The following is a 16,460-nucleotide window of genomic DNA, read 5'->3' as shown; positions in this document are numbered from 1 at the left end:
ATTGTCACAACAAGAGGGGAAATGTAAAGATGTTTTTGAGAGCTGGTCCTAAATTAACGGAATGCACAAGACACGAGATGGTCATTGACGAGACCAGTCGCTTGTAGGTGGGCATACACCGTCGTTGGGCCTAAAAACTTAAAGCCCCGTCGCTTGAGGTCTTTACTCAATCGTTCAGACAGTTCTGTCGTGGCAGGAACTTCATCCAAGCTGTCCCATCTGTTGATAACGGGCTCATGGTCGACGAATGACCAAATATAGGAATCGAACGTACCGAATTCCTGTTGAATCTTGATGAATTGCTTCGCATTATTGATGGATGCCTCGATTTTCTTTCGATTTCGGACGATGCCACTATCTAACATGAGCCTTTCAATATCCTCTTCTGTAAACATGGCAACGTCTTGTACCTCAAAGTTTGCGTAAGCATGTCGATAGTTTTCACGTTTTCTTAAAATCGTGATCCAACTCAAACCAGCCTGTGCACTCTCGAGTGTCAAACATTCAAAGTGCTTCTGGTCGTCGTGAACGGGCTTTCCCCATTCCTCGTCATGATAACGAACGTATAACGGATCGGTTCCGCACCAAGGACAGCGTAATGTTTCAACCAAAATTCTCAACTCCTTTTATAAGAAGTGTAGCATGTCTCGGTGGTTATGTACGGAAATGGACGGGTATATGGAGTGGGAATGGAGGAATTGACATGAGTGACTGGATGATTTCAGTAATCGAGCAATATGGGTACATAGGGATCGCATTCATGATTTTTATTGAAAACGTATTTCCGCCCATACCGTCTGAAGTGGTTCTCTTGTTTGGCGGATTTTTTGCTGTGAAGACAAACTTGTCCATCACGCTTGTCATCGTGGCATCAACAGTTGGTGCCATTTTAGGAGCGGTATTGCTGTATGGCCTCGGACTCTTGTTTGATGTTGAGCAAATTGAAAAATGGACAAAGCGATACGGGAAATGGCTCCGACTCGACATCAAAAATGTACGAAAAGCGGATGCCTGGTTCGATCGATACGGAGGGTGGATGGTATTCTTCGGAAGATTGATGCCAGTCGTTCGTAGTCTCATCTCCATTCCAGCAGGTATGTCCAATATGCCATTCTTGAAATTTCTATTGCTCAGTACGGCTGGGACAGCTTTATGGAATACCATTCTCATCGTCATCGGGATGAAAGTCGGGGAGAACTGGCAAGATATTCTCGCATACCTCGATGCGTATTCTTATGTAATCTATGGGCTATTGTTGATTGGGGTCATCATCTATCTCGTATGGCGAAAGAAAAGGCACAGTAAACTAGCGAAGGATTAAAGCATAAAACAGGCGGACCCAGCGTATGGGTCCGCCAATTCATTTTTCTTTTTTCTCGTCAGGTAACACTTTCGTGAGGGTTTTCTCCGTTTTTTCTGCCAAGTACTCTGAGAAACGGAACAGAATGATTCCAACAATGGCTGACACGAAAATATAGAGACCGACAAACAAGTTGATGGCCCCGTTCGAAAGGGCGGTGAATAAAATAGAGAACTCCCCACGTGGCGCGAGTGAGAACCCGGCTTCATTCGCCTGAACACGCGTCAAGCCATAGATTCTGCCCCCGACGCGTCCGACAATCCATTTGGATAATACTCCCCACACAATCAAGACGAAGAAGAGTGCATTTACGATGACACCTTTCTCGAGGTTGATCGAGATACCGAACGAGATGAAAAAGATCGGCAAGAATAAATCTCGGACGGGTACGGTCAAACGCTTCAGCGGTCTCACATCGTGGATATCTGCGAGCATGATTCCAGCGATAAACGCGCCTAATATCTCAGATAATCCAAACACCATCCCAATTCCTGCGAAAAAGAGAATGAGTCCAATCAGACCGATACTCGCATCATCTTGTCGCAATAAGTGCTTCGAAAACTTTTGTTGTTTGGATACAAAGCTTGAACCGATGAACAAGAGTACTCCAAAAATAAGAAATCCTGCGAAGACTTTCCCGATATCGGACAATGCAACCGGTTCTTCTTGAATGATGAAAGGAGCGACCGTTAAGAGGAGTGGGGCGAAAATATCCTCAAAGATGAGTAAGGCGAGCACAAACTCTTTAATATCTTCATGTTTTTCGGAATGCCGCTCAAGCAGTTTCGCAGAAATGGAAGAGCTCGTCGCATATAAGACGGCTCCAATTAGAAATGCGCGAGGGAAATCGAGGCCAAATAGTAAGGCAATCCCGAACGATACGCCGAAAGAGAGAACGATATCGAGTACGCCTGCTTTCCAAACTTTTCGCATACGCTTCCATAATTCTCGCAAGGGAAACTTAAGACCAAGTAGGAAAAACAAGAGGACGATTCCGATCTCACCTGCGACTTTAAATACTTCATTTCCGTCCCAAAAGAAGCCTACGCCTACACCAATCGCAATAAATGCTAAAATACTAGGGAAGTAAAGACGTTCAATAAGAAGACTGAAGACGGAGATGAGCGTGAGCGCCAATCCGAGCAACACGATGATATTTAATCCATCCATACGTCATCCCCTTTCATGATTTGTTTTCAGCTTTCTTTTTGTCCCCATTGATACTCCATCCCCACAGATTCCGGTCGTGAGTAATCAAACCCGAATTGTCGATACAATCCATCTGCTGGAATGTCTGCGATTAGACTAATGATGGCTGTCTCATCTGCCTCGTTTAATATCCATTCCATTAAATGTTCCATGATTAATTTTCCGAGTCCGAGTCCCTGACATTCCGGATCGACAGCAATGTCGACCAAATGAAACACCATCCCGCCATCACCGACGACACGCCCCATCCCGACAATTTCATCTTCTAAGTATAAACAGACCCCAAACAGAGTATTTTTAAGACCTTTCACCGTACTTTCATCGGAACGGCGTGGCATCCCCGCTTTCACACGCAATAGTTGATGTTGTTCCGGTGTCGGTGTTTCAACTTTTACAGTCACTTCATTGACCATATTAAAATCCCCCTCTACACAAGTTGATTTTATTTTCCCGATATATTGAATAGGTAAACCTTGATTTCTGAAAATGGCTGTCTACATAATTGAAACAGGAGACAGGGGGAGTAGTCGATGTTAAATGAACAATCCATTTTGCCGGCGATTCGGGATATGCGGGATTTAGAACGGTTTTTATCGAGTGATATGGAACTAGGTGTGTTACTAGAGATTCATATGAGCCGATTGGAATCTATCTTTAAACTGTTGAAGAAACATCATAAGAAAGTGTTCATTCATATGGATTTGATTCAAGGAATGAGGGCTGACGAGTATGCAACGGAATATGTTTGCCAAACGTATAAACCGTTCGGGATCATCTCGACGAAAGGAAACGTCATCGTCAAGGCGAAACAAAATGATGTCGTGACGGTGCAGCGACTTTTTTTGATTGACTCGACATCGCTTGAAAAGAGTATTAAGCACATTGAACGATCAAAACCAGATTATATCGAAGTACTGCCGGGGATTGTACCAAAGTATATTCAACAGGTGAAGGAGAGAACGGGAATTCCGGTATTCGCCGGAGGTCTCATTGAGACACGAGAAGAAGTCCAAGCAGCCCTCGATGCCGGGGCGAGCGTCATTACGACTTCGAATCGAAAACTGTGGACTGTCTAATCCGTATTTGGGTATACATTTCTTGAGGAGGGATGAATCATGACAGACGTGATGATTGTAACAGGAGTCAGTCAAGGAATCGGATATGCGATTGCTCGAGCTTTTGTCAATCAGTATGAAGTGATTGGACTAGACATTGGAGATGACCCGGAAATCGAAGGTTTACGTTTTTATCAAGTGGACCTTGGGGATACTTCTGAACTTGAGCGTGTCTTTGAAGAGATTCATAACGAGATTGGTCGAGCCCATGTGTTGATCAACAACGGAGGCATCGCTTCATTTGTTAAACCGATAGATGACATCGAAATCGAGACATTTAAACGAGTGATTGATGTCAATCTAGTCGGGACATTTAGTTGTGCGAAATACTTTTTAGAACTGAATCAAGGTGAGTCGTACGGAAGAATCGTTAATATGGCTTCGACTCGTGCCATTCAAAATGAGCCACACTGGGACGCATATGGGGCTTCGAAAGGCGGAATCGTCGGTTTGACCCATTCACTCGCCATCTCATTGGGCGACCGCCCCGTGACAGTGAATGCAATCAGTCCGGGATGGATTCATACGTCCAATGAGGCGTTACGTGAGATTGATCATGAACAACATCCATCGGGTCGTGTCGGTGAACCGGAAGACATCGTCCGCGCAGTGCGCTATTTAATTGATCAACAGAACGAGTTTGTGAATGGACAAAACCTCATCGTTGATGGTGGCATGACGAAGAAAATGATTTATGAAGAATAATGTGACTAAATACCTAAAATAGGATAGAAATTAGGTTATTTTTACCTAATTCCGGGTAATAAATAAAGAGATTTTTATCCGGATGAAGGGAGCGAGTGACATGAATCCGCTTGTCGAAGAAGCGCTACGATTTTCGTCTGTACGTCACGGAGGCCAGTCTAGAAAAGGCTCATCGATTCCATACTTGTCACACCCATTCTCTGTCGCCATGCTACTTGAAACCGATCATCAACCACCTGCAGTCGTGGCGGCAGGGTTACTTCATGATTTGATTGAAGACACAAAAACAGAACCACAGGAGATTCTATCGAAATTTGGATCTGATGTGCATAGGCTGGTGCTAGCAGTTTCGGAGAAAAATCGTGATGAAACGTGGGAACAACGAAAACGGATGACACTTCAACAGGTGAAGTCACTCCAATTTGATGAAATTGCACTTCTCGTGGCGGACAAGCTACATAATCTCCGCTCCATCCGCTATGATCTTGAGATGGAAGGGATGAAGGTGTGGCAACGATTTAAACGACCGATGCGTGATCAATCGTGGTATTACCATGAGCTGTCGCTTGCATTTGAACCGTTTCGTAGTTCAACAGACCTGATTGGCTTGTATGAACAAGAACTCCATCTGTTGTTTTACGGTGAGAAGAATGCGAAAGATCGAAAAGTGGCAAGACTCCTCGAATCCATGTTGACTCATTTCATCGAGGACGAATGGTTGCAAGAATCGGCACCACTATGTCAAACAGCGTATGAGTTAAGAGAGATTGTTGCACGAGAGACGATTGATGAAGTAGAGATTGCGTGCTTCCGACAGCGACTTCACGAAGCGGGTTGGACCACGCCATTGTCACCCGAGAAGCTCGCGGGGATGCAAGAACTCGCATATCGGACGGCTCTCGAGCCACAAGAACTTCTCGCACTCATACGTCGCTCGATTGTCAACTAGTTCTCTTCATGCTATAGTCAAAGGGAAGATAAAAAGGGGAGTAGCGACCACAATCGTGGTCGATGGGTCGTCATTACAGTGCGTGCGCACTCGGTCCATCGAGCTTTTATAAGTCCGCAAGACCTTTTTATGGGCGTTTTTGTCGTCCATAAAAAGGTCTTTTTTGTTTACCCAAGGAGGAGAAAAAATGGTTTTTGTTTATTTCTTACTGGCTGCGGCCATCACCGTCTACGCCGCCATTAAATTATCGACGTACGCCGACGTCATGACTGAAAAGTCGAAAATGGGCGGGATGCTTGTCGGGACGGTTTTATTGGCAGGAGCGACTTCGCTCCCGGAAGTGACAACAAGTATATCGGCTGTCATGATTGACAACCCCGACATCGCCATCGGAAACATGCTCGGAAGTAACCTATTCAATATCTTTATCTTAGCGATGTTCGACCTATACTTCCGACAGAAGCAATTGTTCAACTATGCGAGCCGGGACCATCTGTATACGGCCGGACTTGGGTTACTCTTGACCGTCACGACGTTGATTGCCTTGATCGTTCGCGTCGATATGACGTTTATCGGAATCGGAGTCGACGCACTCCTCATTGCGATCCTTTACGGCATCGGAATCTATTATATCGGGAAACAACCGAAAGATCCGGTCGCGGAACAAGAGGTCGAAGAAGAAGTGGTTGTCGGGAAATATGAAGACATCACGCTCAAACGTGCGGTCTTTGGATTCATCATCGCTGCAATCGTAATCATGGCGGCAGGAACAGCCCTATCGATCACGGGAGATCAGATTGCCGTCGTCACAGGACTCGGTTCTAGCTTTGTCGGTAGCTTCTTGATTGCAGCATCGACGTCACTCCCGGAAGCGGTCGCCGTGTTCATGGCACTCAAACTTCGTAATGTCAACTTGGCATTCGGTTCGATTCTCGGTTCGAATATCTTTAATATGCTTATTATCGCCATGTCTGATGTCTTTTATCGGAATGGATCAATCCTCGCAGATGTCTCGACATCACACCTCGTATCTGCGGTCGGGATCACCATCCTATCGATCCTCGTGATGTACAGTGTGCTCAGACAAAATGTCACGTCGAAGGTACGTTATGTGATTCCTTCGTTACTCGTTGTCGTCGTCTATTTCGTTTCGTCTTACTTGATCTTTATCGGGTAAACTCATGCATCAGCCTTAGGGCTGATGTTTTTTTAATTGGGAATGCGAATTCATTGCTTCGGGTATAGGGGAATGGAAGGAGGGGTGGCGATGCAAATGCAAGAAGTGGAGACACGCCAAGCGTATACGATTTTGATTCCGGCCTATAACCCTGATGCTGCACTCGTCACACTCGTTGAGAAATTGAGGGAGAGCGGGTTTTCGACCATCATTGTAGTCAATGACGGTAGTGACGAGTCGACGGTAGGGATATTTGACAGCGTGGCATCCTTTGTCGACGAAGTGCTAACGCACGAACAGAACCAAGGGAAGGGTGCTGCAATCAAAACGGGATTACGGTACGTGATAGATTCGTACCCGGAAAAAATAGGGGTGATCACGGTCGATGCCGACGGGCAGCATTTACCGCAAGATGTCGTCAACGTGTATGAGGAAGGGTTGAATAAACCACATCATCTCATCATGGGATGTCGAGATTTTAGCGGAGATGCGATTCCGCTCCGAAGCCGATTCGGCAATCAGGCGACACGGCTCGTCATGTTGATCGGGAGTGGGTTGAAGTTAAAAGACACGCAGACGGGGCTTCGTGCCATCCCGATGCGATACGCTAGGCAACTGATTGACATTCCGGGGAATCGATATGAGTTCGAGATGAATATGCTTACGTTCACGAAACGATTGCAGGTCCCGATTCAACAAACGACCATCCAGACCGTATATGAGAATGAAAATGATTCATCCCATTTCCGACCGATTCTCGACTCGATCTTAATTTACCGGATGTTTTTGATGTATTCATTATCGTCTGTCGCCTCGTTCCTTGTCGACGTCGGGATGTATGCGCTCTTCATTTATTTATTATCTCCATACTTCGACACGGCTCATGTCGTCATTGCGACGGTCATCGCTCGAATCATTTCTTCTCTATTCAATTATCTCGTGAATCGAAAAGTAGTCTTCGATTCGAAGGCGCGGCGGTCCCTTCCGAAATATTTTAGTCTCGTCGTGCTTCAAATGGCCGTTTCGGCAATCCTTGTCTATCTCTTGTTTCTCTTGTTCAGACAGGGCGAGGTTATCTTAAAAGTAGCGGTCGATAGCTTTCTCTTTTTCGTCAGTTATTATATTCAAAAAAGATGGATATTCAAAAAATAACCGGTCATGATTGCATGACCGGTTTAATATGCGAGTGTTCCTGTTTTGACGGACGTATAGCGATGTAGTTCTTTCGGACTTGTAATTCCGGTTTTCTGCATCATATCACGCATAAGTAACGCGCATACGCGAGCATCTTCCGCGGCGTCATGATGAATGAACGGCACGTTCAAGTGTTCTGCCATCGTGTTCAACTTGTGGTTTGGCAGCCCTGGATACAGTTTACGCGACAGTTTGACGGTGCAACCGTACTCGATTGTCGGGAAATCGAATAGATCATATTTTACAATCGCCTTTTTCAAAGCACCCATATCAAATGAGGCGTTATGTGCGATGACGAGGTCCACTTCCCGTAAAATCGGGTAAAGAGAGGAAAGCACTTCCGGTAAGGCCGGTGCATCCCACACGTCACTAGGACGAATGCCATGGACGCGGATGTTACCCATATCAAAGTCTTCCTCCGGGTTGACGAGTCGCTGGTCTGTTTCGACCACATCTCCGTTTTGAAGGATGCTCCATCCGACAGAACAGATGCTACGGCTATCGCGGTTAGCGGTCTCCACGTCAAGTGCGAGAATGGAATGATTCATAGTTTACCTTCTTTCCTGTGCAATAAAAAAAGTCTAACAGAAAGTTAGACGAATGTCGTGCTTAAGCGGCAACGAGGGTACGGCAAGCTTCCGCACAACGCTCACATGCTTTGGCACAGGCTTGGCAATGGTCATGCTGATGGCGTCCGCACTCAACCGCACACGTATCACAGACCTGGGCGCATAGTGCGACGATTGGTTTAGAGAAGGCTGAATCTGTTTCTAAGGCGTTCAATGCGAGCGAACAGATGTCGGAACATTCCCGTGTCAATCGGATGCATTCAGTGAACATGTGTAAATCTTCTTCTTGTAAACTTTTTGAGAAACAATGATTACAAGCGCGCATGCATTCGATCACGCTCGTCAATGTCTCTTCAACAGATGTGCGTTCCATCAAAAATTCCCCCTTATATGAAAAAGTCTATCTAACATTACCCGTTCAGAAAGGGGTTGAATCGCATCATGCCAATAAAAAAGCCACACCTCATTCGAGATGTGACAAATTAATGGAGCATAGGGGGCTCGAACCCCTGACCTCTACGCTGCCAGCGTAGCGCTCTCCCAGCTGAGCTAATGCCCCGTTCGAAATCATTATATCATCGTAGTATTCGACATGGCAATTCCCTTTTTGAATTTAGGTTTATAAAATTGGAGACGTGGGAATTTCATGTTAGACGTTATATTAAGAAAGCAGGTGTGCTTCATGGAAATGATTCTTTTGGCACTCTTACCGGCACTTATGTGGGGGAGTATTCCACTCATCGTGTCGAAAGTGGGAGGAAAACCGATTCAGCAGTTAATCGGAACGACCATCGGGGCGATGATCATGGCAACAGTGATTGCCCTCGTCTTCCGACCGGAGTTCACGACACTCGCCATCGTGACCGGATTTATCTCAGGGGCGTTCTGGGCGCTCGGTCAATATTTGCAGTTCCAATCGTTCCAAATCTTAAGCGTCTCCAAAGCAATGCCAATCAGTACGGGGATGCAGCTCGTCGGGACGTCTCTCTTTGGGGTCATCGTTCTCGGTGACTGGCAGACGACGACGGAGCTATGGTTAGGGTTTTCAGCGCTCGTCTTGATCATCATCGGGGCGACCATGACCTCATACCAACAGAAGAAAGATCAGGACAGTGCCGGAGCTTTGAAAAAGGGGCTACTCGTCCTCTTCGTCTCGAGTATCGGTTACGTCACGTATGCCGTCTTGACGAACTACTTTGAAGTAGAGGGAATCACCGCGATTCTCCCACAATCTGTCGGGATGTTCATCGCAGCACTTCTGTTCAGTCTTCGTGAGAAAGACGTCAAGAAACTGGATCCACGTACGTTCAAAAATATCTTGGCCGGGCTTGCTTGGGGGATCGGGAACTTCGGACTTTTCGTTTCAAGCGGAGAAGTTGGGATCGCGACCTCATTCGCCCTATCCCAATTAAACGTCGTTGTGGCGACACTCGGTGGAATCTATCTCTTGAAAGAAGAGAAGACGACAAAAGAACGTGTCTTCGTCTTTATGGGAATCGGTTTGATTGTCGTTGCCGGATTTATGCTTGGGATTGCCAAGAGTTAAATTTTTAATGATGGACTAAAAAGACCTTGAATGCGCACTCGTGCTAGAGTGCCATTTAAGGTTTTTGTTTTGAGTATCTTTCAATCGTTGAAATGAGAGCAGGAGAAGATGTGATTGATAGGGAAGTAATCTCATATTGCGTTCGTCATATAGGACGGGCAGCGCATTCGTGATTGATTAAAAATGTAGAATAAAGGAGAAACGAATCATGGAATCAAATGTAGTGACGATATCAGCTCTCGTCGATGCACCAATCGACACAGTCTGGAAACTCTGGACAGACCCTGACCACATCAAACAATGGAATCATGCTTCTGACGATTGGCATACGACCGAAGCGGAAAATGATTTACGGATCGGTGGGAAGTTTCGTAGTCGGATGGAAGCGAAAGATCAGAGCATGGGCTTTGATTTTGAAGGGGTATATGAGGAAGTTGAAGTAAATGAGCTCATTCAGTATCGCCTTGAGGATGAACGGAGAGTCAGAATTTCATTTGCTTCAGAAGGTGATCAGACAAAGATTGTCGAGGTGTTTGATGCAGAATCGATGAATCCGGTTGAAATGCAACGACAGGGCTGGCAGGCGATCCTCGATAATTTCACTAGATATGCGAATGGGAAGAGTGTATAAAAGATAAACGGAAGGTTTGAACAGCAGGTCCCTTTTCCATTAAAGTGGACGCTGCTGTTTGTCATGTTAGGCTAAATGATTGTCTTAGTGCGAGACGAAAATGAGTAAAAGGTGCTGGCTATATGTATGACTACACGTTACTAGAGAGAGTCTTATTTCGATTTCCTTCCTTCAATCATCAGAAAATGAAATCAGCGTTAGATCGGAAAACGATATTGATTACTGGAGCGAGCTCTGGAATCGGGCAGGCGTTCGCTTATCTATTAGCGGATACAACCGCACATCTGATTCTCGTAGCCCGGAGAGAATCAGACATGAACGTCATGAAGTCTAAAATCGAGAAAGGGTCAGCCACGGTGACCGTGTTCCCGGCAGATCTTCGAATCGAAGAGGAACGGAATGGTTTGCTGGCGTATCTCCATCAATTACCGGAAGGATTGGATGTTTTCGTCAGCAATGCAGGAATCTCCATCAATCGTCCCATCATCGAGTCGCTCGATCGGTACCATGACTTCACTCGGACGATGGCGATCAATTATTTTGCTCCGGTACAATTGATTTTATCGCTCATTCCGTTGCTCGAAAAGAAGAACGGACAGATCGTCAATGTGTCGACCATCAATGTGTTACTTCATCCTTTTCCTCACTGGGCGGCCTATCAGGCATCAAAAGCCGCGTTTGATACATGGTTTCGTTCCGCAGGTCCGGAACTCACAATCAAAAATATTTCCACGACGGCTCTATATCTACCGCTAGTAAAAACTCCGATGATTAAACCGACGCTGGCTTATCAGCATTCTCCTGCCATGTCACCGGTACATGTGGCGGAACTGATTGGACATGCCCTGTATACAAAACGACCAGTATATAAGCCGTGGTGGTTGTTCCTCGGTCAAGTAGCATCACTTGTTTTCAGAAGACTGATAGACTGGATGGTCCCTGCATTCCTTAAGAGAAAGGAGCGTGACAGTAGGAATGGTTAAGTTATTGAAAGTCTTGTCGCAGCTCCATTTTCTATCACCATCGAACCTAGGTCGTCTATTCGTCGCAATCCGTCAAAACGGAATCAACTTGATGCTGCTTTTTACATTGACTGAAAGAGCTGGGAGTCAAAAAACGGCTCTAGTGGACAGTCGAGAAACAGTGACATATCAGGAGCTAAAGACACGTTGCGAACACCTTGCTCATCATTTGGCTGATCAGTATGGGGTTAAAAAGGGACAAAAAGTGGCGTTTCTTTGTAAAAACTACGCGTCTTTCGTACAAGGGATGTTTGCGGCTTCACGACTCGGTGCAGACATCTACATGCTTCATTGTTCGATGAGTCAACTGCAGTTTAACCGGCTCGTAGAAGAACAATCATTCGATCTTTTAATTTATGATGAGAAGTTTGAAGACTTAATTGAAAACTCGTCTTACGAACATTCGACCCTCGTCAGCTATCATGAGGAGAAGGTATCAATCAACCGTTTATCGGATTCGAAGCGACATAAAAAAGGAAAGCTTCCGGCCGCATCGAGCGGGAAAATCGTGCTGTTGACCGGTGGCACTACGGGTAGTCCGAAACAAGTGACTCACAAACCATCCCTCTTTCACTTTCTAGCTCCATTCACGGCTTTATTGAATCGGTTGCAGTTGCCGTCATTCAACACTGCCTATATTGCCACGCCGATTTACCATGGCTACGGTATCGCCATCCTTTTATCTTTTCTGGCACTAGGGAAAAAGGTCGTCATTCAGGAGAGCTTTGATGTGCAAAGAGCCTGTGACCTCATTCGGCGACACAAGGTAGAAGTGGTCACGGTCGTCCCGCTCATGATCCACAAAATGTTACGACACGATCCAACATCACTTCATTCTCTCGCTTGTATCGCGTCCGGTGGTGCGAAGCTTCATCCCGTTTTAGTCCGTGAAGTACATAACGAGTTGGGGAACGTCTTATACAATCTCTATGGGACGTCGGAAGCGGGCTTGAATCTGATCGCCACACCAGAAGATTTACAGTATGATGCGAACACACTCGGGAGAAGGATTCCGGGAGGAGACTTAAAGGTAGTGAAAGATGGAGCGGAAGTCGAGCCAGGCGCCATCGGGGAATTTTGCATACGAAATAAGTGGTCCATGAAAAACCGAAAGAACCACTGGATTCAAACAGGTGATGTCGGATACCGGGATGAGAACGACTATTATTTTTTGTGTGGACGAACAGACGATTTGATCATCTCGGCAGGAAACAATATTTATCCCGGGGAAGTCGAGACGGTTTTACGCGACCATCCGAATGTCGAGGACGCCGCCGTCGTCGGGATAGAGGATATGTACGCCGGTCACATTTTGAAGGCATATGTACAGGTGTATGATGAAGTACTGACAGAAGAGGCACTAGTGAGCTGGTTGCGCGAACGAGTGACAACATACCAGCTTCCTCGAGAAATCGTGTTTGTGAAGGAGTTGCCTTATACAGCGGTTGGAAAATTGGATAGGAAACGACTTTAGATGATTACTCGTGCAGACGAATAGTTAAGAAGGAAAGAATCGAGACGCAGTAACCACAGATAAATAGCGTGATCACTGTTTCAACTTGAATTGTCTGATTCGCCACATCATCGACGTCAAAAATGCCGACCATGCACCGAGTACAAGGATATAAATTCCTAAGAATAATACGAATGCCCCATAGTCTTCGAGCTCTTCGAATGGATTTTGAATAATCATCGGTTCGAATCGTATGCCGACCACCATCAATGGAATGAAGAATAGAAAGAAACGTTTCCAAAAGTAGTGTTTGTATGGTTGTGACGACCTCTGCTCCATAATCGTACCTCCTCAATTGAATTACACTTATTTACATATATGATAGCATGTTCTCATTTAAGGTTGAATGAAATATCATTCTTTTTTCATCCGTTTTCAAATGAAAAGAGGGTGGCCGATTCATTCAGCCACCCTTCAGTCTATTTATTCACTTAATCCAGTCAGTTCACCCGTCCCGAACGTTGCGCTGAACGCACGACACCAGATGACGACGGTGTTGTACTCTTCTAAATTCACATCCTCAGGGATCAAATAGTTTTGATTCCCGATGTTCCCTTTTAGCGCCCCTAAACTGACGCCCTCGGTCGTCTCTTGTCCTGGTTTCGTCAAATAGACGAATAAGTCAGGACCGTTCGTCGTCTCGAACTCTTCAAATCGGAGGTACGTCCCGTCTTCTGCCTCGACCGAGCGGATCGTGCCGGTCGTCTCATAATTTTTCTCCCCGTCCATGAACACACCCGCTACTTCGGTTGGACTCGGTTGTGCTTCCGGTGTCTCGGACGACTCTTGATCTGATTCATCTTCCTCTGGAGCTGGTGATTCGACTGCTGTCGGCGGCAATCCTTCATCGACCGTCTCGGTTAAAAATAGTGGGGAGATGAGCCACCAGGCAACAGCGATTACGGCTACGCCGATCACACCGATGATGAGTTTCGTACTTGTTTTCATATATGAGTCCTCCTTTTCGGATGTATGAACCGTTATATCCCATTTCCCGATTAATGTGCTTATTAAAGAACGCGAATGCTAACATTCGCGTCTGATGACCGTTATACGGTTTCCGTCCAGTTTTCCTCGATGAACTCGTCACGTCCCGAGATGGCCCGGTCTTCCTTATAATGCTTCGGATTCTTTTTATGATAATCCTGATGGTAGTCTTCTGCAGCGAAGAACGTCGTCGCCGGAATGATTTTCGTGACGATTGGAGCCGTGAAGCGTCCGCTCGCCGCCAACACATCGCGACTCGCTTCAGCAGCGACTCGTTGTTCTTCCGTATGATAGAAGATGGCTGGGGCATACTGAGGTCCCCGGTCTTGGAATTGCCCCTCATCGTCCGTCGGATCTGTCTGAATCCAATACAGTTCAAGAAGACGTTCATAGGAGAATAATGCTGGATCATATGTGATTTGAACGACCTCGAGGTGCCCCGTGGTCCCAGTTTTCACTTGTTCATATGTCGGATTGTCGACCTCTCCGCCCATATAGCCGGATACGATGCCTTCAATCCCTGGTAATTCTTCAAATGGTGTCACCATGCACCAAAAACAGCCGCCTGCGAATGTTGCTTTTTCCATACTGTCGTTCCCTCCAAATCGTCATTCAACAAAAAAGCGCTCACGTCGGATGACATGAGCGCTTTCGTCATATCGTCCAAGGTTTCCCTTGCTGGTCGTAGCACCTTGCCTAAGGCAGGTTGCTGTGAAGTCGCGGAGCCAGATCTCTCGTTCACTCTTGATATCGATATGTAGTTGGTGAGAGCATCATACCACCCTCAAATTACATTCGTCAATGATTCGGTTTTCGTTTCAACTGAAAAACCGTCAAGACGATGATGAATCCAATCAACCCGATGGAAATGAGCGTACCATACGGCACATTCTCCCCGTATAGCTGTAAGAAAAATAGACCGAATACGGCAAGCAACACAAAGACATAGGAGCGAGTCATTGGGACCTCCTGTTTTTTCTTAAGTGTATCAATAACACATCGACTTGGCGATACGAAAAGGAAATCAGACGTAGAGCACGAATAGAGTGGGAGAGATAAAGGAGGAATGCATGATGGAACAAATCCAATTACATGAACTGACGATCGAACGTGCGCATCGTGGGTATAAAGAAGGACAATTCACGGCGAGAGACGTGACCGCCTACTATTTAGGACGGATTGCGACGTATAATGAACGGCTTCACGCCGTCATTCAAGTCAATCCGGACGCCCTGTTCGAGGCAGAGGCAGCAGACCGGGCCTACCGAAAAGGGGTACGCAAACCGCTACTCGGCATTCCCGTCTTAATCAAAGACAATATCGAGACGAACGGTCTGATGCGAACGACTGCAGGTGCTACCGCGATGCGACATCATTTCGCCGGTCGAGATGCCGAGCTCGTCAAACGGTTACGGGCTGACGGGGCCATCATCCTTGGCAAAGCGAACCTGTCCGAGTGGGCGAACTTTTTAACGGAAGATATGCCGAACGGCTGGAGTGCCGTCGGTGGACAGACGATGAACCCATACGGCGACGGGTTAGACGTCGGGGGGTCAAGCTCAGGGTCGGCTTCAGCGGTCGCGGCAAACCTCACGCTTCTCGCAGTCGGATCTGAGACGAGCGGTTCAATCATCCATCCGAGTGTCCATAACAGCATCGTCGGGATCAAGCCGACCGTCGGATTAATCAGTCGCTCGGGGATCATCCCGATTTCACGTTCTCAAGATACGGCGGGACCGATGGCGCGTACGCTTCGTGATGCGGTCATCGCCTTACAATCGATGTGCGGTGAGGATGAATCAGACCCGGCGACGTGGGAAACTCCAGTAGGACCGCCTTATGTGACATGTCTCGATGTCCGTCAAGCGGTAGGGATGCGTGTCGGGTTCGTCAAACCAGACATCTCAGAAGAAGAAGTCGGATTGTATGAGAGGGCGCTCCGATTGCTACGGCAAGCCGAGGTCGAACTCGTCGAGGTCACGCTACCAAAGCATGAGGCGCTAAATCAGGCGGACATCTTGTTCGACGAATTCAAGCTCGGGGTCGAGGCGTATCTTGCCAACACGACCGTGCCGTTTAAAACGCTTTCCGATTTGATCGAGTGGAACGCGGAACATCCTGAATCGATTCCGCACGGTCAGACCATCTTTGAAGAAGCGAACGCCAAATCTGGAAAACTGACTGAAGCGAACTATCTCAACCGTCGCATCGAGGACGTCCGTCTCGCGAAAACGGAAGGGATTGACACATTGCTTGCGTCACATAAACTGGACGCACTCGTCCTGCCGCATGACATGAACTACGACATGGCTGCGAAAGCAGGGCATCCGACGATTACAATCCCATATCAACGAAAAGAAAGCGGTGCCCCATTCGGTCTCTCGTTCACGGGAACGAGCTATGCGGAGCGTGATTTGATCCGAGTCGCTTATGCGTTCGAACAGTTCATCACACGACCGACGCCTCCAGATTATTCGTAAGTT

Annotated in this window: 20 protein-coding genes, 1 tRNA gene and 1 riboswitch; of the genes, 11 read left to right on the top strand and 10 right to left on the bottom strand. The window is 46.7% G+C overall.

The window, feature by feature from the left end; genetic code table 11:
• Positions 1 to 53 precede the first annotated feature (53 nt).
• Entirely contained in the window at positions 54 to 611 is a 558-nt protein-coding gene (locus KNO90_RS00935) for a DNA-3-methyladenine glycosylase I (RefSeq protein ID WP_251127294.1), read from the bottom strand.
• A gap of 92 nt (positions 612 to 703) precedes the next feature.
• Between KNO90_RS00935 and KNO90_RS00930 the strand changes: the two genes are divergently transcribed.
• On the top strand, positions 704 to 1,321 hold the full coding sequence (locus tag KNO90_RS00930) for a DedA family protein (protein WP_215112807.1): 618 nt from the start codon (positions 704 to 706) through the stop codon (positions 1,319 to 1,321).
• Positions 1,322 to 1,360: 39 nt separating this feature from the next.
• Here the strand turns inward: KNO90_RS00930 and KNO90_RS00925 are convergent, their stop codons facing one another.
• Both KNO90_RS00925 and KNO90_RS00920 read right to left on the bottom strand, forming a co-directional pair.
• Positions 1,361 to 2,530, bottom strand: coding sequence for a cation:proton antiporter (locus KNO90_RS00925; protein WP_214740830.1), 1,170 nt, complete (start codon positions 2,528 to 2,530; stop codon positions 1,361 to 1,363).
• A 26-nt stretch (positions 2,531 to 2,556) separates the two neighbouring features.
• Positions 2,557 to 2,982: a GNAT family N-acetyltransferase gene (locus KNO90_RS00920; protein WP_214740828.1), complete on the bottom strand. Its 426-nt coding sequence runs from the start codon at positions 2,980 to 2,982 to the stop codon at positions 2,557 to 2,559.
• 117 nt (positions 2,983 to 3,099) lie between these two features.
• On the opposite strand from KNO90_RS00920, the gene KNO90_RS00915 reads away from it, so the two are divergent.
• The 5 genes from KNO90_RS00915 to KNO90_RS00895 all read left to right on the top strand — a co-directional run bounded on the left by KNO90_RS00915 (position 3,100) and on the right by KNO90_RS00895 (position 7,667).
• Positions 3,100 to 3,645 (top strand): glycerol-3-phosphate responsive antiterminator, encoded by a 546-nt coding sequence (locus KNO90_RS00915; RefSeq protein ID WP_215112806.1) that lies wholly within the window; start codon positions 3,100 to 3,102, stop codon positions 3,643 to 3,645.
• Between the two features lie 39 nt (positions 3,646 to 3,684).
• Positions 3,685 to 4,389, top strand: a complete 705-nt coding sequence (locus tag KNO90_RS00910; protein ID WP_214740824.1) for an SDR family NAD(P)-dependent oxidoreductase — start codon at positions 3,685 to 3,687, stop codon at positions 4,387 to 4,389.
• A 100-nt stretch (positions 4,390 to 4,489) separates the two neighbouring features.
• Positions 4,490 to 5,338, top strand: coding sequence for an HD domain-containing protein (locus tag KNO90_RS00905; protein WP_214740822.1), 849 nt, complete (start codon positions 4,490 to 4,492; stop codon positions 5,336 to 5,338).
• A gap of 187 nt (positions 5,339 to 5,525) precedes the next feature.
• A complete protein-coding gene (locus KNO90_RS00900; RefSeq protein ID WP_012726409.1) occupies positions 5,526 to 6,515 on the top strand; it encodes a sodium:calcium antiporter in 990 nt (329 codons plus the stop codon).
• Positions 6,516 to 6,605: 90 nt separating this feature from the next.
• On the top strand, positions 6,606 to 7,667 hold the full coding sequence (locus KNO90_RS00895; RefSeq protein WP_214740818.1) for a bifunctional glycosyltransferase family 2/GtrA family protein: 1,062 nt from the start codon (positions 6,606 to 6,608) through the stop codon (positions 7,665 to 7,667).
• A 23-nt stretch (positions 7,668 to 7,690) separates the two neighbouring features.
• Here KNO90_RS00895 and KNO90_RS00890 read toward each other — a convergent pair whose 3' ends face one another.
• The 3 genes from KNO90_RS00890 to KNO90_RS00880 form a co-directional block, all read right to left on the bottom strand.
• Positions 7,691 to 8,257 carry a 3'-5' exonuclease gene (locus KNO90_RS00890; RefSeq protein ID WP_215112805.1) on the bottom strand — a complete coding sequence of 189 codons (567 nt, stop codon included), beginning with the start codon at positions 8,255 to 8,257 and terminating at the stop codon, positions 7,691 to 7,693.
• Between the two features lie 61 nt (positions 8,258 to 8,318).
• Entirely contained in the window at positions 8,319 to 8,651 is a 333-nt protein-coding gene (locus tag KNO90_RS00885) for a four-helix bundle copper-binding protein (RefSeq protein WP_214749944.1), read from the bottom strand.
• 113 nt (positions 8,652 to 8,764) lie between these two features.
• Positions 8,765 to 8,837: transfer RNA gene (locus tag KNO90_RS00880), tRNA-Ala, on the bottom strand.
• Positions 8,838 to 8,960: 123 nt separating this feature from the next.
• Here KNO90_RS00880 and KNO90_RS00875 point away from each other — a divergent pair.
• From KNO90_RS00875 to KNO90_RS00860, 4 genes are all read left to right on the top strand, one after another.
• On the top strand, positions 8,961 to 9,824 hold the full coding sequence (locus KNO90_RS00875; RefSeq protein WP_215112804.1) for a GRP family sugar transporter: 864 nt from the start codon (positions 8,961 to 8,963) through the stop codon (positions 9,822 to 9,824).
• A 208-nt stretch (positions 9,825 to 10,032) separates the two neighbouring features.
• The gene (locus tag KNO90_RS00870; RefSeq protein ID WP_215112803.1) at positions 10,033 to 10,455 is read left to right on the top strand and encodes an SRPBCC family protein; all 423 of its coding nucleotides are present in this window, start codon (positions 10,033 to 10,035) and stop codon (positions 10,453 to 10,455) included.
• Between the two features lie 122 nt (positions 10,456 to 10,577).
• Positions 10,578 to 11,438 carry an SDR family NAD(P)-dependent oxidoreductase gene (locus tag KNO90_RS00865; RefSeq protein WP_215112802.1) on the top strand — a complete coding sequence of 287 codons (861 nt, stop codon included), beginning with the start codon at positions 10,578 to 10,580 and terminating at the stop codon, positions 11,436 to 11,438.
• Complete coding sequence (locus tag KNO90_RS00860) at positions 11,431 to 12,951, top strand: AMP-binding protein (RefSeq protein ID WP_215112801.1); 1,521 nt, start codon at positions 11,431 to 11,433, stop codon at positions 12,949 to 12,951. Before KNO90_RS00865 ends, KNO90_RS00860 begins: the two co-directional genes overlap by 8 nt.
• Positions 12,952 to 13,023: 72 nt before the next feature.
• On the opposite strand, the gene KNO90_RS00855 is transcribed toward KNO90_RS00860, so the two are convergent.
• The 4 genes from KNO90_RS00855 to KNO90_RS00840 all read right to left on the bottom strand — a co-directional run bounded on the left by KNO90_RS00855 (position 13,024) and on the right by KNO90_RS00840 (position 14,937).
• Entirely contained in the window at positions 13,024 to 13,269 is a 246-nt protein-coding gene (locus tag KNO90_RS00855; protein WP_215112800.1) for a hypothetical protein, read from the bottom strand.
• A gap of 144 nt (positions 13,270 to 13,413) precedes the next feature.
• Positions 13,414 to 13,938 carry a DM13 domain-containing protein gene (locus tag KNO90_RS00850; RefSeq protein ID WP_215112799.1) on the bottom strand — a complete coding sequence of 175 codons (525 nt, stop codon included), beginning with the start codon at positions 13,936 to 13,938 and terminating at the stop codon, positions 13,414 to 13,416.
• 101 nt (positions 13,939 to 14,039) lie between these two features.
• Positions 14,040 to 14,564 (bottom strand): peptide-methionine (S)-S-oxide reductase MsrA, encoded by a 525-nt coding sequence (msrA, locus tag KNO90_RS00845; protein ID WP_215112798.1) that lies wholly within the window; start codon positions 14,562 to 14,564, stop codon positions 14,040 to 14,042.
• A 67-nt stretch (positions 14,565 to 14,631) separates the two neighbouring features.
• A riboswitch (SAM riboswitch) is annotated at positions 14,632 to 14,731 on the bottom strand.
• A gap of 44 nt (positions 14,732 to 14,775) precedes the next feature.
• Positions 14,776 to 14,937, bottom strand: coding sequence for a hypothetical protein (locus KNO90_RS00840; protein ID WP_168169845.1), 162 nt, complete (start codon positions 14,935 to 14,937; stop codon positions 14,776 to 14,778).
• Between the two features lie 113 nt (positions 14,938 to 15,050).
• Between KNO90_RS00840 and KNO90_RS00835 the strand changes: the two genes are divergently transcribed.
• Positions 15,051 to 16,457, top strand: a complete 1,407-nt coding sequence (locus KNO90_RS00835; protein WP_251127293.1) for an amidase family protein — start codon at positions 15,051 to 15,053, stop codon at positions 16,455 to 16,457.
• Positions 16,458 to 16,460 lie beyond the last annotated feature (3 nt).

Origin of the sequence: Exiguobacterium sp. s63 (genome assembly GCF_018617335.1) — a bacterium.
Lineage (GTDB): Bacteria > Bacillota > Bacilli > Exiguobacteriales > Exiguobacteriaceae > Exiguobacterium.
Note: the sequence above shows the minus strand (reverse complement) of the source record. Positions and strands in the feature narration are given on the sequence as shown.